Annotated in this window: 21 protein-coding genes and 2 pseudogenes; 7 read left to right on the top strand and 16 right to left on the bottom strand. The window is 70.1% G+C overall.

Annotation, left to right across the window (positions count from 1 at the left end; all coding sequences use genetic code 11):
- Positions 1-12: 12 nt before the first annotated feature.
- Entirely contained in the window at positions 13-705 is a 693-nt protein-coding gene (locus ACWFRU_RS27400) for a DedA family protein (protein WP_453690807.1), read from the bottom strand.
- A gap of 137 nt (positions 706-842) precedes the next feature.
- On the opposite strand from ACWFRU_RS27400, the gene ACWFRU_RS27405 reads away from it, so the two are divergent.
- Positions 843-1211, top strand: a complete 369-nt coding sequence (locus tag ACWFRU_RS27405; RefSeq protein WP_453690808.1) for a YbjQ family protein — start codon at positions 843-845, stop codon at positions 1209-1211.
- A 110-nt stretch (positions 1212-1321) separates the two neighbouring features.
- Here the strand turns inward: ACWFRU_RS27405 and ACWFRU_RS27410 are convergent, their stop codons facing one another.
- On the bottom strand, positions 1322-2077 hold the full coding sequence (locus ACWFRU_RS27410; protein WP_453690809.1) for a MerR family transcriptional regulator: 756 nt from the start codon (positions 2075-2077) through the stop codon (positions 1322-1324).
- Positions 2078-2225: 148 nt separating this feature from the next.
- On the opposite strand from ACWFRU_RS27410, the gene ACWFRU_RS27415 reads away from it, so the two are divergent.
- Positions 2226-3653: a glutamate decarboxylase gene (locus tag ACWFRU_RS27415; protein WP_453690810.1), complete on the top strand. Its 1428-nt coding sequence runs from the start codon at positions 2226-2228 to the stop codon at positions 3651-3653.
- A gap of 12 nt (positions 3654-3665) precedes the next feature.
- Here ACWFRU_RS27415 and ACWFRU_RS27420 read toward each other — a convergent pair whose 3' ends face one another.
- The 3 genes from ACWFRU_RS27420 to ACWFRU_RS27430 form a co-directional block, all read right to left on the bottom strand.
- Positions 3666-4415 (bottom strand): ABC transporter permease, encoded by a 750-nt coding sequence (locus ACWFRU_RS27420; protein ID WP_453690948.1) that lies wholly within the window; start codon positions 4413-4415, stop codon positions 3666-3668.
- A 74-nt stretch (positions 4416-4489) separates the two neighbouring features.
- On the bottom strand, positions 4490-5467 hold the full coding sequence (locus ACWFRU_RS27425; RefSeq protein WP_453690811.1) for an ATP-binding cassette domain-containing protein: 978 nt from the start codon (positions 5465-5467) through the stop codon (positions 4490-4492).
- Positions 5468-5587: 120 nt separating this feature from the next.
- A complete protein-coding gene (locus ACWFRU_RS27430; protein WP_453690812.1) occupies positions 5588-6229 on the bottom strand; it encodes a PadR family transcriptional regulator in 642 nt (213 codons plus the stop codon).
- 42 nt (positions 6230-6271) lie between these two features.
- On the opposite strand from ACWFRU_RS27430, the gene ACWFRU_RS27435 reads away from it, so the two are divergent.
- Positions 6272-6895, top strand: coding sequence for a bleomycin resistance protein (locus tag ACWFRU_RS27435; protein ID WP_453690813.1), 624 nt, complete (start codon positions 6272-6274; stop codon positions 6893-6895).
- Here ACWFRU_RS27435 and ACWFRU_RS27440 read toward each other — a convergent pair.
- The 3 genes from ACWFRU_RS27440 to ACWFRU_RS27450 form a co-directional block, all read right to left on the bottom strand.
- Entirely contained in the window at positions 6892-7437 is a 546-nt protein-coding gene (locus ACWFRU_RS27440; protein ID WP_453690814.1) for a DinB family protein, read from the bottom strand. The two genes, ACWFRU_RS27435 and ACWFRU_RS27440, sit on opposite strands and share 4 nt — an antisense overlap.
- Positions 7438-7595: 158 nt before the next feature.
- On the bottom strand, positions 7596-9053 hold the full coding sequence (locus ACWFRU_RS27445; RefSeq protein WP_453690815.1) for an aldehyde dehydrogenase family protein: 1458 nt from the start codon (positions 9051-9053) through the stop codon (positions 7596-7598).
- Positions 9054-9138: 85 nt separating this feature from the next.
- Complete coding sequence (locus ACWFRU_RS27450) at positions 9139-10002, bottom strand: helix-turn-helix domain-containing protein (RefSeq protein ID WP_365826057.1); 864 nt, start codon at positions 10000-10002, stop codon at positions 9139-9141.
- A 329-nt stretch (positions 10003-10331) separates the two neighbouring features.
- On the opposite strand from ACWFRU_RS27450, the gene ACWFRU_RS27455 reads away from it, so the two are divergent.
- Positions 10332-10817, top strand: coding sequence for an ATP-binding protein (locus ACWFRU_RS27455; protein WP_160506374.1), 486 nt, complete (start codon positions 10332-10334; stop codon positions 10815-10817).
- 69 nt (positions 10818-10886) lie between these two features.
- Here ACWFRU_RS27455 and ACWFRU_RS27460 read toward each other — a convergent pair whose 3' ends face one another.
- From ACWFRU_RS27460 to rpmG, 5 genes are all read right to left on the bottom strand, one after another.
- Entirely contained in the window at positions 10887-11126 is a 240-nt protein-coding gene (locus tag ACWFRU_RS27460) for a DUF397 domain-containing protein (protein ID WP_363210578.1), read from the bottom strand.
- A 267-nt stretch (positions 11127-11393) separates the two neighbouring features.
- Entirely contained in the window at positions 11394-11633 is a 240-nt protein-coding gene (gene rpsR / locus ACWFRU_RS27465; RefSeq protein WP_451215233.1) for a 30S ribosomal protein S18, read from the bottom strand.
- A complete protein-coding gene (locus ACWFRU_RS27470) occupies positions 11634-12767 on the bottom strand; it encodes a CobW family GTP-binding protein (RefSeq protein ID WP_453690949.1) in 1134 nt (377 codons plus the stop codon).
- Between the two features lie 44 nt (positions 12768-12811).
- A complete protein-coding gene (locus ACWFRU_RS27475; protein WP_363210576.1) occupies positions 12812-13057 on the bottom strand; it encodes a type B 50S ribosomal protein L31 in 246 nt (81 codons plus the stop codon).
- Between the two features lie 5 nt (positions 13058-13062).
- The gene (gene rpmG, locus ACWFRU_RS27480; RefSeq protein WP_009719228.1) at positions 13063-13227 is read right to left on the bottom strand and encodes a 50S ribosomal protein L33; all 165 of its coding nucleotides are present in this window, start codon (positions 13225-13227) and stop codon (positions 13063-13065) included.
- Between the two features lie 89 nt (positions 13228-13316).
- Here rpmG and rpmB point away from each other — a divergent pair, with 89 nt between their 5' ends.
- The 3 genes from rpmB (at position 13317) to ACWFRU_RS27495 (ending at position 14470) form a co-directional block, all read left to right on the top strand.
- Positions 13317-13553, top strand: coding sequence for a 50S ribosomal protein L28 (gene rpmB / locus ACWFRU_RS27485; protein ID WP_389902020.1), 237 nt, complete (start codon positions 13317-13319; stop codon positions 13551-13553).
- The gene (gene rpsN / locus ACWFRU_RS27490) at positions 13553-13858 is read left to right on the top strand and encodes a 30S ribosomal protein S14 (RefSeq protein WP_453690816.1); all 306 of its coding nucleotides are present in this window, start codon (positions 13553-13555) and stop codon (positions 13856-13858) included. The genes rpmB and rpsN overlap by 1 nt, the downstream gene beginning before the upstream one ends.
- 96 nt (positions 13859-13954) lie before the next feature.
- Entirely contained in the window at positions 13955-14470 is a 516-nt protein-coding gene (locus ACWFRU_RS27495) for a hypothetical protein (protein ID WP_453690817.1), read from the top strand.
- 21 nt (positions 14471-14491) lie between these two features.
- On the opposite strand, the gene ACWFRU_RS27500 is transcribed toward ACWFRU_RS27495, so the two are convergent.
- From ACWFRU_RS27500 to ACWFRU_RS27510, 3 genes and pseudogenes are all read right to left on the bottom strand, one after another.
- Positions 14492-16810, bottom strand: a complete 2319-nt coding sequence (locus tag ACWFRU_RS27500) for an FUSC family protein (RefSeq protein WP_453690818.1) — start codon at positions 16808-16810, stop codon at positions 14492-14494.
- A 370-nt stretch (positions 16811-17180) separates the two neighbouring features.
- A pseudogene (locus ACWFRU_RS27505) lies at positions 17181-18008 on the bottom strand (DUF2786 domain-containing protein); the annotation flags it as partial.
- Positions 18009-18196: 188 nt separating this feature from the next.
- Positions 18197-18256, bottom strand: a pseudogene (locus ACWFRU_RS27510) (hypothetical protein); the annotation flags it as partial.
- Between the last annotated feature and the right edge of the window lie 429 nt (positions 18257-18685).

Genomic DNA, 18685 nt, shown 5'->3' on the forward strand with positions numbered 1-18685 from the left:
ACCGGCGGGTGCCTATCGCTTCGCGTGCCGGCCGCGTGCGGCCGGGGCCGCCCCGGGGGCCTCGCCCTCGGCGGCCGCGGCCTTCTTGGACTTGCCGCGGGCCCGCAGGAACTCGATCACGATCGGCACCACCGAGATCAGGACGATCAGGATGAGGATCGCCTCGATGTTCTTGTGCACGAAATCGATCTTGCCGAGCCAGGCGCCGAGCAGCGTGACACCGGCACCCCAGAGGATGCCGCCGATGATGTTGAACGTGATGAACGAGCGGTACCGCATGCCGCTGACGCCGGCGATGATCGGCGTGAACGTCCGCACGATGGGCACGAAGCGGGCGAGGACCAGCGACTTCGGGCCGTACTTCTCGAAGAACTCGTGCGCCTTGACCACGTTCTCCTGCTTGAACAGCTTGGAGTCCGGGCGGTTGAAGAGCGCGGGGCCGACCTTCTTGCCGAAGAGGTAGCCCGCCTGGTCGCCGAGGATCGCGGCGATGCAGATGAGGACGATGCAGAGCCAGAGCGGGAAGTCGAGCTGCTTCGTCGTGATCAGCAGACCCGTCGTGAACAGCAGCGAGTCACCCGGCAGGAAGAAGCCGATGAGCAGGCCCGACTCGGCGAAGACGATCGCGAGCAGACCCCAGACCCCGAACGTGTTCAGGAGGTAATCCGGATCCAGCCAGCTTGGTCCGAGCGCAAGCGTCGTCACGGTTCGGGGCTCCTGTGGGTGAGAGGGCGATGCGGCGGGGGGATGGCCGCCCAAAGCTATCAACGCGAGGTGACGTGCCCAGGTTCCAGCGTTCTTCCAGGGTGCACTGTGCGTGTTCCGGGGCAAAGCTGTGTGCCATGGGTATCGAAGACTTCGGCGGTGGCACCGACCCGCTCTCCGACGTACTGGTCGTGACGACGAACGACGTACCGGGCTACCGCGTACAACAGGTTATCGGTGAGGTCTTCGGCCTCACCGTCCGCTCCCGCCACTTGGGCAGCCAGATCGGCGCGGGCCTCAAGTCCATGATCGGCGGCGAGCTGAAGGGACTCACGAAAACGCTGGTGGAGACCCGGAACCAGGCCATGGAGCGCCTCATCGAGCAGGCACGCGCGCGAGGCGCCAACGCGGTCCTGATGATGCGCTTCGACGTGACCGAGGCCGCGGACGTGGGCACCGAGGTGTGCGCGTACGGAACGGCAGCCGTGATCACCAAGGAACCGTGACCTGACGGACAAGAGGGACAGCGCGACGCGTAAGGGGCGCCCACCCATGGTGGGCGCCCCTTACCAGCTCCTTGCCTACCGCCTACCGCCTACCGCCTACCCGTCCCCGCTCAGCCGTTGCGTGCCGCGTTCGCCAGGATCGCGTCCCGCATGTAAACGGCGAGTCCGGGCCGGATCGCCTCGTAGGTGGCCGTGAACCGCTCGTCGGCCACGTACATCTCGCCGAGGCAGCCGTGCAGCTCGTGCGAGCAGGTGTAGTGGAAGCGCGTGATGGAGAGGCGGTGCTCCTCCGCCGCGTCCATCGCCTCCACGGAGTCCGCGGGCAGGCCCTGGGCGAGCAGGTCCGCAATGCGCGCGTGCACCGCGTTGAACGCGTCGTTGATGCGCTGCCAGTCCTCCTTCGTGTACGAGGCGGCCTTGCGCTGCGACTCCTTGTACGCGTCGGTGTGGCCCCAGCGCCGCTCGACCTCCTCCGCGTACTGGTCGGGGTCGTCCCCGAAGACCTCGAACTTCTCCTCGGGCGTGAGGTTGATGCCCATCTTCTTCGCCTCCATGGCGGTCTCGACGGCGGCGGCCATCTCCTGGAGCCTGGTGATCCTTGCGGTCAGCAGTTCGTGCTGACGGCGCAGGTGCACCCGTAGGTCCGTCTCCGGGTCGTCCAGGAGGGCCGCCACCTCGTCGAGGGGGAAGCCGAGCTCCCGGTAGAACAGGATCTGCTGCAGCCGGTCCAGGTCGCCGTCGCTGTAGCGCCGGTGGCCCGAGTGGCTGCGCTCGCTGGGCACGAACAGGCCGATCTCGTCGTAGTGGTGCAGCGTGCGCACCGTCACCCCGGCGAAATCGGCGACCCGCCCCACGGAGTAGCTCATGGCTTCCGCCTCTCTCTCGGTACGCGCCTCAGCCTGGGTCCTCACGTCACGTGAGGTGCAAGTGCAGACCTTGTCAGCCGCCCATATCCTCGCCAGAGGGGACAGGAAAGGCACGCCAGACAACCTCATGGCTTCGAGGAGACCGCCCATGCCGCTCCACCGCAGCGAGGACCCGAACGGCGACTCCAAGGGGCGCACCCTCGCGGTGAACCCCTTCTACGGAGAGGCGAACCCGGTCAGCGGCATGACCGAGGCCCCGCCCAAGCACCGCCTCCCCGACGGGCCGCTGCCTCCCACGACGGCGTACCAGCTGGTGCACGACGAGCTGATGCTGGACGGCAACTCACGGCTCAACCTCGCGACCTTCGTCACGACGTGGATGGAGCCGCAGGCCGGCGTCCTCATGGCGGAGTGCCGGGACAAGAACATGGTCGACAAGGACGAGTACCCGCACACCGCCGAGCTGGAGCGGCGCTGCGTGGCCATGCTCGCCGATCTGTGGAACGCGCCGGACCCCGCGGGTGCCGTCGGCTGCTCGACGACCGGGTCGAGCGAGGCGTGCATGCTGGCCGGGATGGCGCTCAAGCGCCGCTGGGCCAAGGACAAGCGCAACAGCGGCCGTTACCCGTCCCCCACCGCGCGCCCGAACCTGGTCATGGGCGTCAACGTCCAGGTCTGCTGGGACAAGTTCTGCAACTTCTGGGAGGTCGAGGCGCGCCAGGTCCCCATGGAGGGCGACCGCTTCCACCTCGACCCGGAGGCCGCCGCCGAGCTCTGCGACGAGAACACGATCGGCGTGGTGGCCGTGCTCGGCTCCACCTTCGACGGGTCGTACGAGCCGGTGGCCGAGCTCTGCGCGGCTCTCGACGACCTCCAGGAGCGCACCGGGCTCGACATCCCCGTGCACGTCGACGGGGCGTCGGGCGCGATGGTGGCGCCGTTCCTCGACGAGGACCTGGAGTGGGACTTCCGGCTGCCGAGGGTCGCCTCGATCAACACGTCGGGCCACAAGTACGGCCTGGTCTACCCGGGCGTCGGCTGGGCGCTGTGGCGCGACGCGGACGCCCTCCCGGAGGAGCTGGTCTTCCGCGTGAACTACCTCGGCGGTGACATGCCGACGTTCGCGCTGAACTTCTCCCGGCCGGGCGCGCAGGTCGCCGCGCAGTACTACACGTTCCTGCGCCTGGGCCGCGAGGGCTACCGGGCCGTCCAGCAGGCGGCCAGGGACGTCGCCCGCGGCCTCGCGGAACGCGTCGAGGCGCTCGGCGACTTCCGGCTGATCACACGCGGGGACCAGCTGCCGGTGTTCGCCTTCACGACGGGGGACGACGTGCGGGCGTACGACGTCTTCGACGTGTCCCGGCGGCTGCGCGAGCGCGGCTGGCTGGTCCCCGCGTACACCTTCCCGGCCCACCGCGAGGATCTGGCGGTCCTGCGCGTGGTCTGCCGCAACGGCTTCACGGCCGACCTCGCGGAGCTCTTCCTGGAGGATCTGAGCAGCCTGCTGCCCGAACTGCGGCGCCAGCCGCATCCCTTCACCCGGGACAGGGACGCGGCGACGGGCTTCCACCACTAGGGCCTTCTGACGCTACTTGCTGAGGCCCCCGAACCTGCGCACCGCGAGCGGCATGAACACCCCCACGAGCACCAGGGGCCACACCACCGCCAGCAGCCCCGCGTGCTCGGCGGCCCATGAAGTGCCCACGACCCCGGGGTCGTTGCCGAACAGGTCGCGGACCGCCGTGGCCGTCGCCGACATCGGGTTCCACTCGACCGCCGCGCCGAGCCAGTCCGGCATGTTCTGCGGGACGGTGAAGGCGTTGGAGAGGAAGCCCACCGGCCAGACCAGGATCTGCACGGCCATCACCAGCTCCGGCCTGCCCGCCACCATCGCCAGGTGGATGCCGACCCACAGCATCGCGAACCGCAGCAGGAGCAGCAGCCCGACCGCGCCGAGCGCCGCCCCGAAGGAGCCGTGCCACCGCCAGCCGATCGCGAGGCCCACACCGATCATGACGATCAGCGAGACGAGCGACTGCAGCATGTCCGCGACCGAACGGCCCACCAGGATGGCCCCGTTGGTCATCGGCATGGACCGGAAGCGGTCGATCACGCCCTTGTTGAGGTCCTGTGTGACGGCGACCATCGTCGCGTCGAGCCCGAAGGTCATGGTCAGCGCGAACATGCCGGGCACCAGGAACTCGGCGTAGCTGCCCGCGATGCCCTTGCCGCCGCCGATCAGGAAGTTGAACATCAGCAGGAACATCACCGGGAAGGCCAGGCCGACGAGCACCTGCACCGGCTGGCGCGCCCAGTGCGCGAGTTCGCGCCGCGTCATGGTCCAGGAGTCGATCGCGGCCCATCGGACGGGCGAGCCGCCCGCCACCGGCGTACGGCTGATCGTCGTCGTGCTCACACGCTCTCCTTCGTTCGCGCCCGGCCGTCCGCCGCCTCGTGCTCCCGGTCGTCCGGCGGGCCCGTCAGGCGCAGGAACGCCTCGTCCAGGGTCGGCCTGCGCACCGCGATGTCCTCGGCCTCCACACCGGCCTCCCGCAGGCCCTGTACGACGCCGGTGAGCGCCTCCATGCGGTCGGCCACCGGGGCGCTGGCGAGGCGGCGGTCCGCGTCCACGGTGGCGTCGCCGGGCAGGAGGCGCGCCGCCAGCTCCAGCTGGGCCGCGTCGCGCACCACCACGTCGATGCGGTCGCCGCCCGTCTTCGACTTGAGCTCGTCCGCCGTGCCGTCCGCGATGACCCGGCCCCGGTCGATCACCGAGATGCGGTGGGCGAGCTGGTCGGCCTCTTCGAGGTACTGCGTGGTGAGCAGCACCGTCGTGCCGCCGTCGACCAGCGAGCGCACCGCCTCCCAGACCTCCGTGCGTCCGCGCGGGTCGAGTCCGGTCGTCGGCTCGTCCAGGAACAGCACGTCGGGCTCCGTGATGAGCGAGGCCGCCAGGTCCAGACGGCGCCGCATGCCGCCGCTGTACTGCTTGACCGCCTTGCGGCCGGTGTCCCCGAGCCCGAAGCGCTCCAGGAGCTCGTCGGCCCGCACGCGCGCGTGGCGGGCGCCCAGGTGGTAGAGCCGCCCGAACATGTCCAGGTTCTGCCGTCCGCTCAACTCCTCGTCCAGGGCGGCATGCTGGCCCAGCAGCCCGATGCGCCTGCGCACCTCGTCCGGACTGCGCCGCACGTCGTACCCGGCGACCTCCACCCGGCCCTCGTCCGCCCGCAGCAGCGTGGCGAGCACTCGCACCGCCGTGGTCTTGCCGGCGCCGTTCGGGCCGAGCACGCCGTGCACCGTGCCGCGCCCGACCGTCAGGTCAAGGCCGTCGAGCGCCCATTTCTCCCCGTACCGCTTCCGTGCGCCCTCGACGACGATCGCGTCCGTCATCCGTCTCCCTCCGAGCCCTTGGGGCCTCGTAGTCAAACTTGACTACGAGTCCAACGCGAGGGAAGGTATCCCCGTTCCCGGAATTAGTCAAACTTGATCAGTGGTAGGGCGGCCCGTCGCTCAGTGATCGTCCCCCGCGTGCGGCTCCCCGGTCCCGAACGGGTTCTCCTCGCCCTCGGCGAGGACGCCGACGAAGGGCTCGCCCTCCCCCGCGAACGTGTAGGCCCCGCCCTCGATCCGCTCGATCAGCCCGCGCGTCCACTCCATGCCCCCGTCGGCCGAGTGGACCCAGAGATTCATGATCTCGCCGATGTGCCCGAGCTGCTCCGGACCCTCCTCGGGCGTGTAGTACTCGGTCACGGACCTGCGCCACTCCTCGATGCCCGCCACCCGCTGCTTCAGCAGGTCGACCGCCTCGCCGCGGGGCAGGTCGACGATGAAGCCGAGGGCGGCGGAGAGCATGTCCGGGCGCTGGTCGTACGAGACGAGGTTCGACCGGAGCAGGTTCAGGAACTCCTCGGTGCCCGCCTCGGTGATCTCGTACTCCGTGCGCGGCGGGCCGCCCGCCGTCGACGGGGCGGTCTCGTGCGCGAGCAGCAGACCTTGCTTGGCCATCTGCTTCAGCGCGTGATAGATCGACCCGGGTTTGGCGTTGGACCACTCGTGGGCGCCCCAGTACTCCAGGTCGTTGCGCACCTGATAGCCGTGGGCCCGTCCGTGCTGACGGACGGCGCCGAGGACAAGAAGCCGGATCGCCGACATCAAAGCCACCTCCTTCTAATCAACTTTGATTAGAGTAGCGGCATGGCCGAGACAATGATCCCTCTGCTCCCCTGCCATGAGCTCGACGAGACCCTCGATTTCTACAAGGCCGTCGGCTTCGATGTGACCTTCTACCAAAAGGCACCCAATGCGTACGCCGTGGTGCGGCGCGACACCATGGAACTGCAGTTCTTCCGGCTCAAGGGCTACGACCCGCAGGCCTCCTACAGCACCTGCTACATCGTGACCGACCGCGTGGACGCCCTCCACGAGGCCTTCCGCGCCGGACTCAAGCAGACCCTCGGACGGATACCGACCCGCGGCCTCCCGCGGATCGGGACCGTGCGGGACATGAGCTACGGCGTCCGGCAGTTCCTGATGTCGGACCCGGCGGGCAACTGCGTACGCATCGGGCAGCCCATCGCCGAGTCCTTCGAGCACACGCCGGTCCCGAGGGAGAGGTACGCGCGCGCCCTGCACCAGGCCATCCTGCTCGGCGAGTCCAAGCAGGACCACGCGGCCGCCCTCCGCGTCATCGATCACGCCCTCGCCGCCGACGGCACCCCCACCCCCGACCAGCTGCGGGAGCTGCGCGCCCTGCGGGCGGAGATGGCGGCGCAGCTCGACGGCTCCCAGCCGCCGAGCCCCTGGCCGCCGAGCCCCTAGCCCCAGTTCTCGCCGCGCTCCAGGGCCACCAGCTCGAAGGCGGTCTTGCCGTCGAGGGTCTCGCGGATGATGTCGGCGTGGCCCGAGTGCCGGGACATCTCGGTGATCAGGCGCAGCAGCACCCACCGCATCGACACGTCCTCCTTCGGGAACCACGGCTCGTCCGGAAGCGCGAAGGTCTCGTCGAGCGTCGGCCGGGAGCGGATGAACTCCTCGGTCCGCTCGGCGACTTGGCGCCAGTACGCGAGCGCGGACTCGACCGTCTCGCCCTCGGTCAGGCGGAAGCACTCGTCCCAGTTCGCCTCGGTGCGCTCGACGGCGGGGGCGACCCCCATGGCCCGCGAGATCCAGCTCTCCTCGACCTCCGCGACATGCTTGAGCAGCCCGGAGAGCGAGAGTTCACTGGCGCTCGGCTTCGTGGCGGCCTGCTCGTCGGTCAGGCCGATCAGGGCGCGCCGGATGCCGCCGCGCTCTGCGCCGAGGAAAGCGAGCAGCGCGCCGCGCTCGTCGCCGGGGGCCTCTGCGTTGACGTGGGTGACCATGGGGTCCGCCTCTCTTGGAGCCTCTTGGAGAGCCAGTAGCGGCCTGCCGGGCTTTCCCGACACCACGAACGTTACGGACCCTTGCGGTCAGGTTCTGTCCGCAAGGGTCCGCGAGTCTTCATGCCACGCCGAGAGTTTTCATGCCCTGCAGGGGCGGCTCAGAAGGGGAAATGTGAGCGCCCGTGCTGCACCGAGATCCACTTCTGCGTCGTGAACGCCTCCACCGTCGAGTCGCCGTTCAGGCGGCCGACGCCCGAGGCCTTCTCGCCGCCGAAGGGCACGATCGGCTCGTCGTGCACGGTGCCGTCGTTCACGTGGAACATGCCGCTGTTGACCCGCCGCGCGAACCGCACGCCGCGCTCGACGTCGGCGGTGTGGACGGCGCCGCTGAGCCCGTACGGGGAGTCGTTGGCGATGCGTACGGCCTCTTCCTCGCCGTCGAAGGGCACGAGCAGCGCCACCGGGCCGAAGATCTCCTGCCGCAGGGCGGGAGAGTCGGCCGGCAGGTCCGTCAGGACGGTGGGCGCCACCAGATTGCCCTCGGTGCGGCCGTGCAGCAGCGCCTTGGCGCCCGCCGCCACGGTCTGGTCGACGAGCTTCGTCACCGCTTCCGCCTGCGAGGAGTTGATCAGCGGGCCGATGTGGGTCGCCGGGTCCGCCGGGTCACCGACCTTCAGGGAGGCGACCTTCGCGACGAACTTCTCGGTGAACTCCGCCTGAACCGACCGGTCGACCAGGATGCGGTTGGCGGCCATGCAGACCTGGCCCTGGTGCACGAAGCGGCTGAAGACCGCCGCGTCGACGGCGTAGTCGATGTCGGCGTCGTCCAGGACGACCAGCGCGCTGTTGCCGCCGAGCTCCAGGATGGAACGCTTGAAGTGCGAGGCGCAGACCGTGGCGACATGGCGGCCCACACGGTCCGAGCCGGTGAAGGAGATGACGCTCGGCACCGGGTGCTCGATGAACGCGTCGTTGATCTCGGCGATGTCGGTGATGACCACGTTCAGCACACCGGCCGGCAGACCCGCGTCCTCGAACACCTTCGCGAGGAGGCTGCCGCCCGTCACCGGGGCGTTCTGGTGGGGCTTGAGCACCACCGCGTTGCCGAGGGCGAGGGCCGGGGCGACGGTCTTGGTGGAGAGCAGGAGCGGGAAGTTGAACGGGCTGATGGCTCCGATCACGCCCACCGGCTCGCGGTAGAGGCGGTTCTCCTTGCCCTCGCCGGGCGACGGCAGGATGCGGCCCTCGGGCAGCAGCGCGAAGTTCACGGCCTCGCGCAGGAACTCCTTGGTGAGGTGGAGCTCGAAGGCGGCCTTGAGCCGGGTGCCGCCCAGCTCGGTGACTATCGCCTCGGATATCTCTTCCTCACGGTCCTCGATGATGCGCAGGGCACGCTCGAAGACCGCGCGCCGGGCGTAGGGGTTGGTCGCGCCCCACTCCTTCTGCGCGCGCTCGGCCGCCCGGTAGGCCTGGTCCACCTCGTCGGCCGTCGCCACGGTGATCGACGCCAGCTTCTCCCCGTCGTACGGATTGAAGTCGATGATGTCCCAGGAGCCGGAACCGGCCTTCCACTCACCGTCGATGTACTGGTGAGCCAGGTCAGTGAAGAAGGACATGAGACCCCTTGCCGCAGAGACGGTGCAGACAGACGGTGCAGACAAACGACGCAGACACCTGATTGCACGTCATCGTACTGACCGGTCACGTCAGTTGGAGCAGACCTCGGAGAAGATCGCGACTATCGGCCGGATTCGGGCTGTCGCTCTGCAGCTCGCCCACCACCCGCTCGTACTGGCCGACTTCCTCGGGCTTGTCGAGGTACAGGGCTCCGGTCAGCTGTTCCACGTAGACGACGTCCGAGAGGTCCGATTCCGGGAAGCGCAGCATGGTGAACGCTCCGCTCTCGCCCGAGTGCCCACCGAAACTGAACGGCATGACCTGGAGAGTGACATTCGGCCGTTCGGAGATGTCGATCAGGTGCTGCAGCTGACCTCGCATCACTTCCCGGTCGCCGTACGGGCGTCGGAGCGCCGCCTCGTCGAGTACGCAGTGGAAGCGAGGGGCGCGCTCGGAGATGAGGAGCTTCTGGCGTTCGAGGCGCAGGGCGACGCGGCGCTCGATGTCGGCCTTGCTCGCGCCCTTCATGCCGCGCGCGACGACCGCGTGGGCGTACGCCTCGGTCTGCAACAGGCCGTTGACGAACTGGACTTCGTAGACGCGGATGAGCGACGCCGCGCCCTCGAGACCCACGTACGTCTGGAACCAGCCCGGCAGGACGTCGGAGTAACTGTGCCACCAGCCCGCGAGGTTGGCCTCCTTGGCGAGCGAGAGCAGCGCGACGCGCTCGGCCTCGTCGGTGACGCCGTACAGCGTCAACAGGTCCTCGACGTCTCTGGACTTGAAGCTCACCCGTCCCAACTCCATGCGGCTGATCTTCGATTCGGAGGCTCGGATCGAGTAGCCGGCCGCTTCACGGGTGATGCCGCGCGATTCCCTCAGGCGCCTGAGTTGCGAGCCAAGGAGCATGCGCCGTACGACCGAGCCGCTCGACTCCCCTGCGGTCACTTCGCTCAATCCTCCCCATCACTTGGAAGCCAGCAGTCTGCCATTAAACGCTTCAGGCCGTACTCGTTCGGTTACAGAAACGGAAAGCCTTCGGAAGTCCTCCACAAGAAGTCGTAGGAAGAAATGGGCAAGAAGTGGCACGGGAGCGACCAAGTCCGGCGCGTGCACGTGCATCTGCCCTTGCATCTGCTGTACGCATTCGGAACCATGGTCCGCGCGCCACCAGTTGTTCACCGTCGCACCGAGCTGTACCGATGCGTCGCGGCGCCGCTGTACCGACCGCACCACCGCTCCATCGCTATGTACCGCGAAACCGGGGAGTGCCTCGCATGGGGACGAATGGATCGACCATGCTCGAGCCGTTACGGCAGGGGCTTCCCCCACTCGACCCCTCAGCCGTCTCCAGCGCCGCGTCCTGCTCGCTGCCCGCCCGCTACGAAGCGGTCGGCAGCGCACGGCAGTTCACCCGCAAGACGCTGTGTCAGTGGGAACTGGAAGAGCGCTTCGACGACATCGCCCTCGTCGTCTCCGAACTCGTCACCAACGCCCTCAGACACGCGCTGCCCTCGGACACCCCGCGCGACCACGGTCCGCCGGTGCGGCTGCACCTGATGCGCTGGACCTCACGCCTGGTGTGCGCGGTGCGCGACCCCAGCGACGACAGTCCGGTCGCGCGCGAGACCGACGACGACTTCTCGGCCGAGTCGGGCCGCGGCCTGTTCCTGGTGGACTCGTTCAGCGACAGCTGGGGCTGGCACCCGCTCGCGGGCGCGCTGCGGGGCAAGGTCGTGTGGGCGCTGTTCCAGCTCGCCTGACACCCGGACCAGCGGTTTGCCGTCGACCCGGCCACGGTTCAGTGGCGTGAACGGCGTTCAGGAGCGGGGCTAACCACCTATCAGGTGGTCGAACTCCCCGTCCTTCATCCCGAGCAGCATGGCCTCTATCTCGGCGCGCGTGTAGACGAGCGCCGGCCCCTCGGGAAAGCGCGAGTTCCGCATGGCGACATCGCCGCCCGGCAACTTCGCGAACTCCACACAGGCACCCTGCGAGTTGCTGTGCCTGCTCTTCTGCCAGACCACCCCATGAAGCTCCGTGGCGGCCATGCCGTTATACACGTGATGCACAGTCGCTCCCCGGTGGTGCAGTGCCTGGTGTGGCTCTAGATCGCTCTAGATGCAGTGGTCAACTGTCCCGGATCATAGCTGTGTTCACATGCTGATGCATGGGCAGATGCACGTGCACGCGGGGTGCTCTCTTGATTACAGCTCTGTCAGCACCTGGACGGCATCTGCCCAACTCCCCCCGGGCCATGCGAACACCGTTCTAGGTAAAGACGCACGGAGTGCCCTTCCTGTTCCAACGTTCACGCATCAGCCTGAAGGCGGCGCGGTTCAGCGGGCCGAGCCGTAAGGCAGCAGGGCCATCTCCCGCGCGTTCTTGATCGCACGGGCCAGCAGCCGCTGCTGCTGGGCGGAGACCCGGGTGACCCGCCGGGAGCGGATCTTCCCCCGGTCCGAGATGAACTTGCGGAGCAACTCCGTGTCCTTGTAGTCGATGTACGTGACCTTCGCCTGGTCAAGGGGGTTGGGACGCGGCTTCTGCTCGCGTCCGGACGGCTTGCGCGGGGACATTCAGACCTCCAGGAGAGTGTCGAAAGCGGGGGGCAGGTGTTTCCAGGCGGCGCGCCCGGCGGCGTACTCCTCGTCCGTGAGGAGGCAGGACTCCAGGACTTCTTCGAGCCCTTCGCGGTCCAGGCCGGGCGACACGAAGACCAGGTGCTGGCAGCAGTCGCCGTGCTCGGGATGCCAGTCGAGCGCGGCAGCGGCCCGCCGCACCGGCGGCACCATCTCCCACGCGGCGTCGGGCAGCGAGGCCAGCCACGGCCCCGCGCTCTCCACGCACAGCGCGCCGCCCGCCGCGTCCCAGCCGAGCAGCGTGTCCGGGTGGTCGGCGAGCCAGAACCGCCCGCGGCTGCGGGCCGCCGCGCAGGTCAGATCCTCCAGCGCCTGGTAGAGCCGCTCCGGATGGAAGGGCCGGTCCCGGTGCCATACGAGGGTGGCGACCCCCGCCTCGTCGGCGTCGGTCGGCAGCAGCGCACAGGACGGATGCTGCGCCGCGGCCGCCGCCTCGACGTCGAATCCGGCGAGCGCGGCACCCGCCAGGTCCCCATGACCGCTGATCGGGACCTGGCGGGCGGTCGGGTGGAGCTGGCCGAGGAGCGCGCGGTCCTCGTCGTCGGCCTCGGGAGAGTCCGCGAGGGCGAGCACCGGGGCGTACTCCAGCTGGCGGGCCCAGGTGTCGGCGACCGTGCGCTGATCCGTGGTGGCCGCGGCGAGCCCGGCCTCCATCAGGTCGTCGCCGTTGCCGAGGTAGGGCAGCACGAGCGCCGGGTCGACGGCCGTGATCACGCCGGTCAGCCGCAGCCCCTCGTGCCCGTGCGACGTGATGACCTCGGCCATCGCCTTGGGCTCGACGGAGTCCCACAGCTCGACGATCGCGAGCCGCGTGAGACCGGAGCCGGCGAGCCGTTCGAGCTCGGGCACCAGGTCCTCGCGCAGGGCGCAGCACGCACAGTCGTTGACCAGCGGCGCCTCACCGGAGGAGAGCACTCCGCCGACGTCGCGCACGGTGCGTACGACGGTCCCGTGCACGGCCGTCGACAGGTCGTGGTGGAGCGCGACGCTTCCGGGCACGGTGGCCAGGAGCCGCTGGACGGCGGCCTTGCGGGCGTCGGAGTGCAACCCGCCGACGATGGCGACGTCCATTGCCGCCGTCCGGTCGGCGGCGGGGTTCACCGGATCCACGGGATTCACCGCGCACCGAACCGGCGCTCGAAGCGCTCCACGCGTCCCGCGGTGTCCAGGACCTTGGCCGTACCCGTGTAGAAGGGGTGGCTCGCGGAGGAGACCTCGACGTCGATGACGGGATAGGTGCGCCCGTCCTCCCACTCGACCGTCTTCTCGCTGGTCGCGGTGGAGCGGGTCAGGAAGGCGAAGCCGGCGGACTTGTCGCGGAAGACGACGGGACCGTACGGCGGGTGGATGTCCTTGCGCATGGCGGTCAGCGCTCCTCTCGGAAATCGACGTGGCGCCCGACGACGGGGTCGTACTTGCGCAGCGTCATGCGGTCGGGGTCGTTGCGGCGGTTCTTGCGGGTCACGTACGTGTAGCCGGTTCCGGCCGTGGACCGGAGCTTGATGATCGGGCGGAGTTCGTTGCGAGCCATGGCGCTAGTGTATGAAAATGAATCCCGTTTTCAAAACGGTTCCACAGGGGATCACCGAGTGCTTCCCCACGACCGAGAGGTGCGTCACCATGTCCGCCCACTGCCAGCTGACCGGCGCCACGCCGGGCTTCGGCAACCAGATCTCCCATTCGCACCGGCGCACGTCTCGCCGCTTCGACGTCAACGTCCAGCGCAAGCGCTACTGGCTGCCGAGCGAGGGCCGCCACGTACGGCTGCGGCTCAGCGCCAAGGGCATCAAGACCGTCGACTCCATCGGCATCGAGGCCGCCGTCGCCAGGATCCGTGCGCGTGGGGTGAGGGTCTGATGGCCAAGAAGAGCAAGATCGCGAAGAACGAGAAGCGCCGCGAGATCGTCGCGCGGTACGCCGTGCGCCGGGCCGAGCTCAAGGAGATCCTGCGCAACCCGACGACGGGCGAGGCCGAACGACGCTCGGCCCAGGCCGAGTTGGCGCGCCAGCCGCGGGACGCGAGTGCGACGCGCGTACGCAACAGGGACAGCGTCGACGGCCGCCCGCGCGGATACGTCGGGAAGTTCGGCCTCTCCAGGGTGAAGCTGCGTGACCAAGCGCACGCCGGATTCCTCCCCGGGGTGCGCAAGTCGTCCTGGTAGCTTGGCGCGCGGTTCATCGGCTTGGTTCGAGCGTCACGTAGGTCACGTAGGTCACGTAGGTCACGTACGACACGTACGTCATGTAGGGGGAACTCAGTGCGCACGCACGTCCGGAACGTACGTATCGGCGCCGCGGCGGCGGGCCTTGTCGCCGCCCTTGTCCTGACCGGTTGCAGCAGTGACGGCGGCGACGGTGGGGACGAGGGCAAGGACAAGGGCTCGGCGGGGTCCTCCGCGGGGGCCGACGGATCCGAGACGCCGGACGAGGGTACGGATGCGGGTGCGGGTGACGCGGGCTCCGGTGCCGAGGAGGGTGGTTCCGAGGGCAGTTGGGTCGCCACCGCCGACGGGAACCCGCTGGCGCTGGTCATCGCCGGGAAGCAGGCGACGCTGCTCGGGGAGAACGTCCTGTGCAGCGGGACCGCGGCCGGTGACGCGATCAAGCTGAAGTGCGCCAAGGGTGACTCGAAGCGCACCGAGGGCACGGTCGAGTCGGTCAACGAGACGTCGATGACGGTCTCTTGGCAGGGCGCGGGCCAGGACCAGTTCACCAGGACCAAGGGCGGAAAGCTGCCGGAGGGGCTGCCTACGGCGGGGCTGCCCGAGTCATAGGCCCTGCTTGATGTGACGCGGTCAGCGGGCCGTGGGACCTTGTTCGGGGTCCTGCGGCCCATTGTCCGTTTTGGTGGTTTCCGAGCCGTCCACCAGCATGGGCGGCGGTGTGGTGTCCAGGGCGTCCGACAGTTCGTCGAGGGTCGCGAGGAGGAGCCCCGCTCCCCTCCGTACGACCCGGTCGGGAACGCCCTCGCCGTCCCATTCACCGAGGGCCTCGCGCACGGCTTCCCACTTCGGGACGCGACGCTCGCGCACGGCCTTCGCGCCGTCCTCGGTCGACTTGCGCAGGGCTTGCGCGAGGCGCTCGGCCGCGGGGACGGGGGTGGCGTCGCGGTCCGGGAGGTGGGCCTCCATCAGCATGGCCACGCGGCCGAGCTGGGCGAGGGCGTCCTCGGCGTCGGCGGCCGCGGCGCGGGAGAGGCCGCGGTGGCGTACCGGCTCGTTCTTGGCGCGGGCGACCGCTTCCTGCCAGGCGATACGGGCGTCGCGGGCGGCGAGCAGCGCCTCGCGGACGTCGGGGCAGGCCTTGCCGACGGGGTCGGCGTAACGGCTGACGACGGCGGCGGCGTACCGACCGTCCGCGATCAGCCAGTCGGCGAGGCGGTTGCGCAGGCGCGGGGTCTCCCAGGCCGGATACACGGCGTACGCGATCATCGCGAGGACGCCGCCGAGGAGCGTGAGCACGACACGCTCCGGCACCGTCTGCGTCCACTGCTCGCCGCCCATGCCGAGCAGGAACACGACGTACGCGGCGACGCAGGCCTGGGCGGCGACCTGGCCGGTGCGCATCAGGAGGTACATCATCCCGGCGCAGAGCACGGCGAGCGCCGCGGAGAGCCCGGTGCCGGGGTGCGCCAGCTGCACCACGCCCGTGGCCAGCGCGACGCCCACGAGCGTGCCGCCGAAACGGGCCACCGCGCGGGAGTACGTCTGCGAGAAGTCCGGCCGCATGATCATCACGGAGGCCATGGGGGCCCAGTAACCGTGGCCCAGGGGCAGCCAGGTCCCGAGGAGATAGCCCGCGGCGGCCACCGCGGTGACGCGGATCGCGTGGCGGGTGACGGGGGATTCATGCCGACGGCGGAGCTCGGTCCTCATGGCGCGGAGGGCGGCGGGGAGGAGGGCGGGGAAGGTGGGGCGAAGGAGGGGGGTGGGGGTTGGGGTGGGAGTTGGGGTTGAGGTGGGGGCCGGTGTCGGAGTCGGGGCCGGGGTCGCTGATGGTGTTTCGGCAGGGGGTCTGCCCGCGGGGTCGGCGGGGGGACTGCCCGCGGAATCGGCGGGAGGTCTGCCCGCGGAATCGGCGGGGGATCTGCCCGCAGCCTCGGCGGAGGGAGTGCCCGCGGGCTCGGCCGGGGGTCTGCCCGCGGTTTCGATCACGTCGCGCAGGAGCGCGGAGAGGCGTTTGGCCGCTCGCTGTGCCGGGCCCGTGAGGATCGCTCCGGTGTCCGGGGTCCGCAGGGTGGCCACGGCCTCGGGTGGGATCTTCACCGGCTCGCCGTGCCGGATCGCCCTGGCCGCCGCGTCCAGGATCGCGCCCGCCGCGGCCAGGATCTCGCGTACGCGATCGCGTTCGGGGCCCTCTTCCGGTACGCCGACCGCGGGGTCGGCCAGCGAGGCGAGCACCGGGCGGATGCGTTCCGCGACGCCGCGGGCGCCGTGGAGTTCGGCGGGGCGGGTGCGGGCCTGACGCGGGGTGATGGTCGCCGCGTCGCGGGCCGCCATCAGGGGTTCGGGGTCGAAGTCGGCGTGGGGGTCGTGGCGCAGGCGGCGGGCGTAGTCGGCCTCGGCGGCGAGGGCGTCGGCGAGGGCATCGCGTTGGGCACCCCATCTGCGTACGGGAAAGAGGACCACGAGGGCAGCCTGTACCGCGCCGCCCACCACCATCATCGCGGCGTGGCCGGCCGCGGCGGCGATGGAGCCGGGGAGGGTGACCGTGACCAGCATGATCGCGACGTTGGACGAGGCGATGAGGCCGATGGTCGGGCCCGCGGCCCAGCTCAGGCCGGAGAGGAAGGTCCAGAGGGAGAGGAGGGCGAGGAAGAGGAGGAGGTGGGAGCCGGTGAGGTAGCCGAGGAAGGTGGATACGGCGAGGCTCGTGCCGGAGGCCAGGGCGAGTTCCGGGCGGGGGCGCCAGCTGCGCTGGAAGGTGGCGATGGCGGCCTGAAAGGCGCCGAAGGCCGAGCTCGCGGCCACGGCCGGTCCGAAGAGGGTGAGGCTCAGACCGATGACGACGGCGAGACCGGCCGCGCCCCGGAGCGCGATCAGAGGCTCAAGCCGCTTCCGCTCGACGGTCAGCCCCGAGCGGCTGGTCTCCTTCAGCGCTCGAAGCCAGGTCACTCTGTGATGATACGGGGGATTTGGGGTGGTGTGGGGGGGCGATGCGGGTCTGCTGTGGCGGGCCGGCGCGGCTCTGCTGCGCAGGCGCAGAAGCCCGCCCCCCCACCCGCAACGCGGACCCTGCGCCTGTATGCGCACCGCACCCTCTCCCCCCCACCCGCGCCCGCCCCCGGGGGTCTGTTCATTCAGGCACTGCTGCGGGGCAATCGGGCGGGTGGGCGGGAAGGCTTGTTCGTCCAGGTGGTGCTGCGGGGCAATCGGGCGGGTGGGTGGGAGAGGCTCGTTCGGTCAGGAGGCACCGCGGGGTAACGGGCGGGTGGGCGGGAAAGGCCCGCCCGGCCAGGAGGCACCGCCGGGGGCAACCCGCACCCTAGGGAAGCCGAGCCCGCCCAGACCCCACCGCCACCGCCGCCGCCTCCGCCGCAGCCGCCCCCTGCTCCCACCCCTCCCGATCCACGGCACCCCGTACCCGGGTAGACGTGGTCCGAGGGAACATCCGCTCCGCATGCGAAGTGACGGCCACGTCCCGAGCGGCCAGGACGGGCAGCAGCTCACCCGCCTCCGGCGCCCCCACGGTCACGTCCTCCGCGGCCGCGGCCAACCGCGCCCCGATCCGGTTCGCGTACGCCAGGAGAAACGCCTGACGGAACGTCTTCGTACGCTTCCGGCCGCCCGCCCGCTGCCCCGCCTCCGCCTTCGTCATCGCCGCCGTCCCCTGTACGAGGAGGGAGGTGTGGAGGAGTTCGACCACTTCCAGGTCGGACTCGAAGCCGACGACGGTCGAGAAGCCGTACGCCTCGTTCCACACCGCACGGCAACGGTTCGCCGTGGCCACCGCGTCCAGGAGGATCGCCTTCGCCGTCTCGTACGGGGCGTCCACGCCGATGCGGCAGGCGCCCGGAGTGTCCTTGGCGTGGGTGCGGGAGGCGAGCAGGGCCTCGTCGATGGTGTGCCGGGCCATCAGCTCCTGCGCCTTGGCGGTGAGCGCCTCCGCCTCCTCGGGAAACCCGGTGGCCTCGGCCTTGGCGAGCAGGGCGCGGATACGGGTGAGGATGCGGGGCTCCTCGTATCCGGGCGGCGGAGGCGCGTGGAGCGGGGCACCGGGAGCCGGACCGACGGGCTCGATCGCCGGGAGGCGCAGGAGGAGGCGGTAAAGGGCAAGGGCGACGGTGGCCTGCGAAAAGCGATCCAGCTTCGGGGCGGCCGGGGTCCGGGGCGAGCGGCCCGACTTCGAGCCTCCCGAAGACGAACGATCGGACCCCGCACCGGACGCGGACGAGCCGCCCGGACCCGCGCCGGCCCGAGACGATCCATCCGACTTCGCTCCGGACCGGGACGAGCGCCCTGACTTCGAGCCTCCCGAAGACGAGCCCCCCGAAGACGAACCCGCCGAAGACGAGCCCGCCGAAGACGAACCTCCCGAAGACGAGCCGCCCCGCTTCGCACCCCCCGCCGACGCCCCCTCCGGCCGGAGGAGATCCTGGACCCCGTACTGAAGGCTGAGCTCGGACAGTTGCGCGTCCCAGCGGGGCGGAAGCGTGTCGCCGTACCGCCTGGTCTCCGTGATGATCAGCTCGGCCGCCAGCCGGGTCAGGTGCGCGCGGTCGACGCCATGGGCGACGTCATCCTGCGCGCGGCCGACCATGCGCATGACGTCCGCCGGCTGCCAGCCCCGCTCCCACGCCCGGCGCACCAGCTCCTCGCCCCTGCGCCACAGCTCCGCGTCGGCATCAGGGGCGGCCGCCAGAAGGGACGCACCGGTGTCGAGACCCTCGCCCCCGCCCCCGTTGCCGCCCCCGTACACGTCCGCGTACAGCGCCGCCGCGAACGCCTTGTCGATCACCTCTGTCACCTCGGCCACCGGATCATCCATAC

The organism is Streptomyces sp. NPDC055099 (assembly GCF_053607685.1).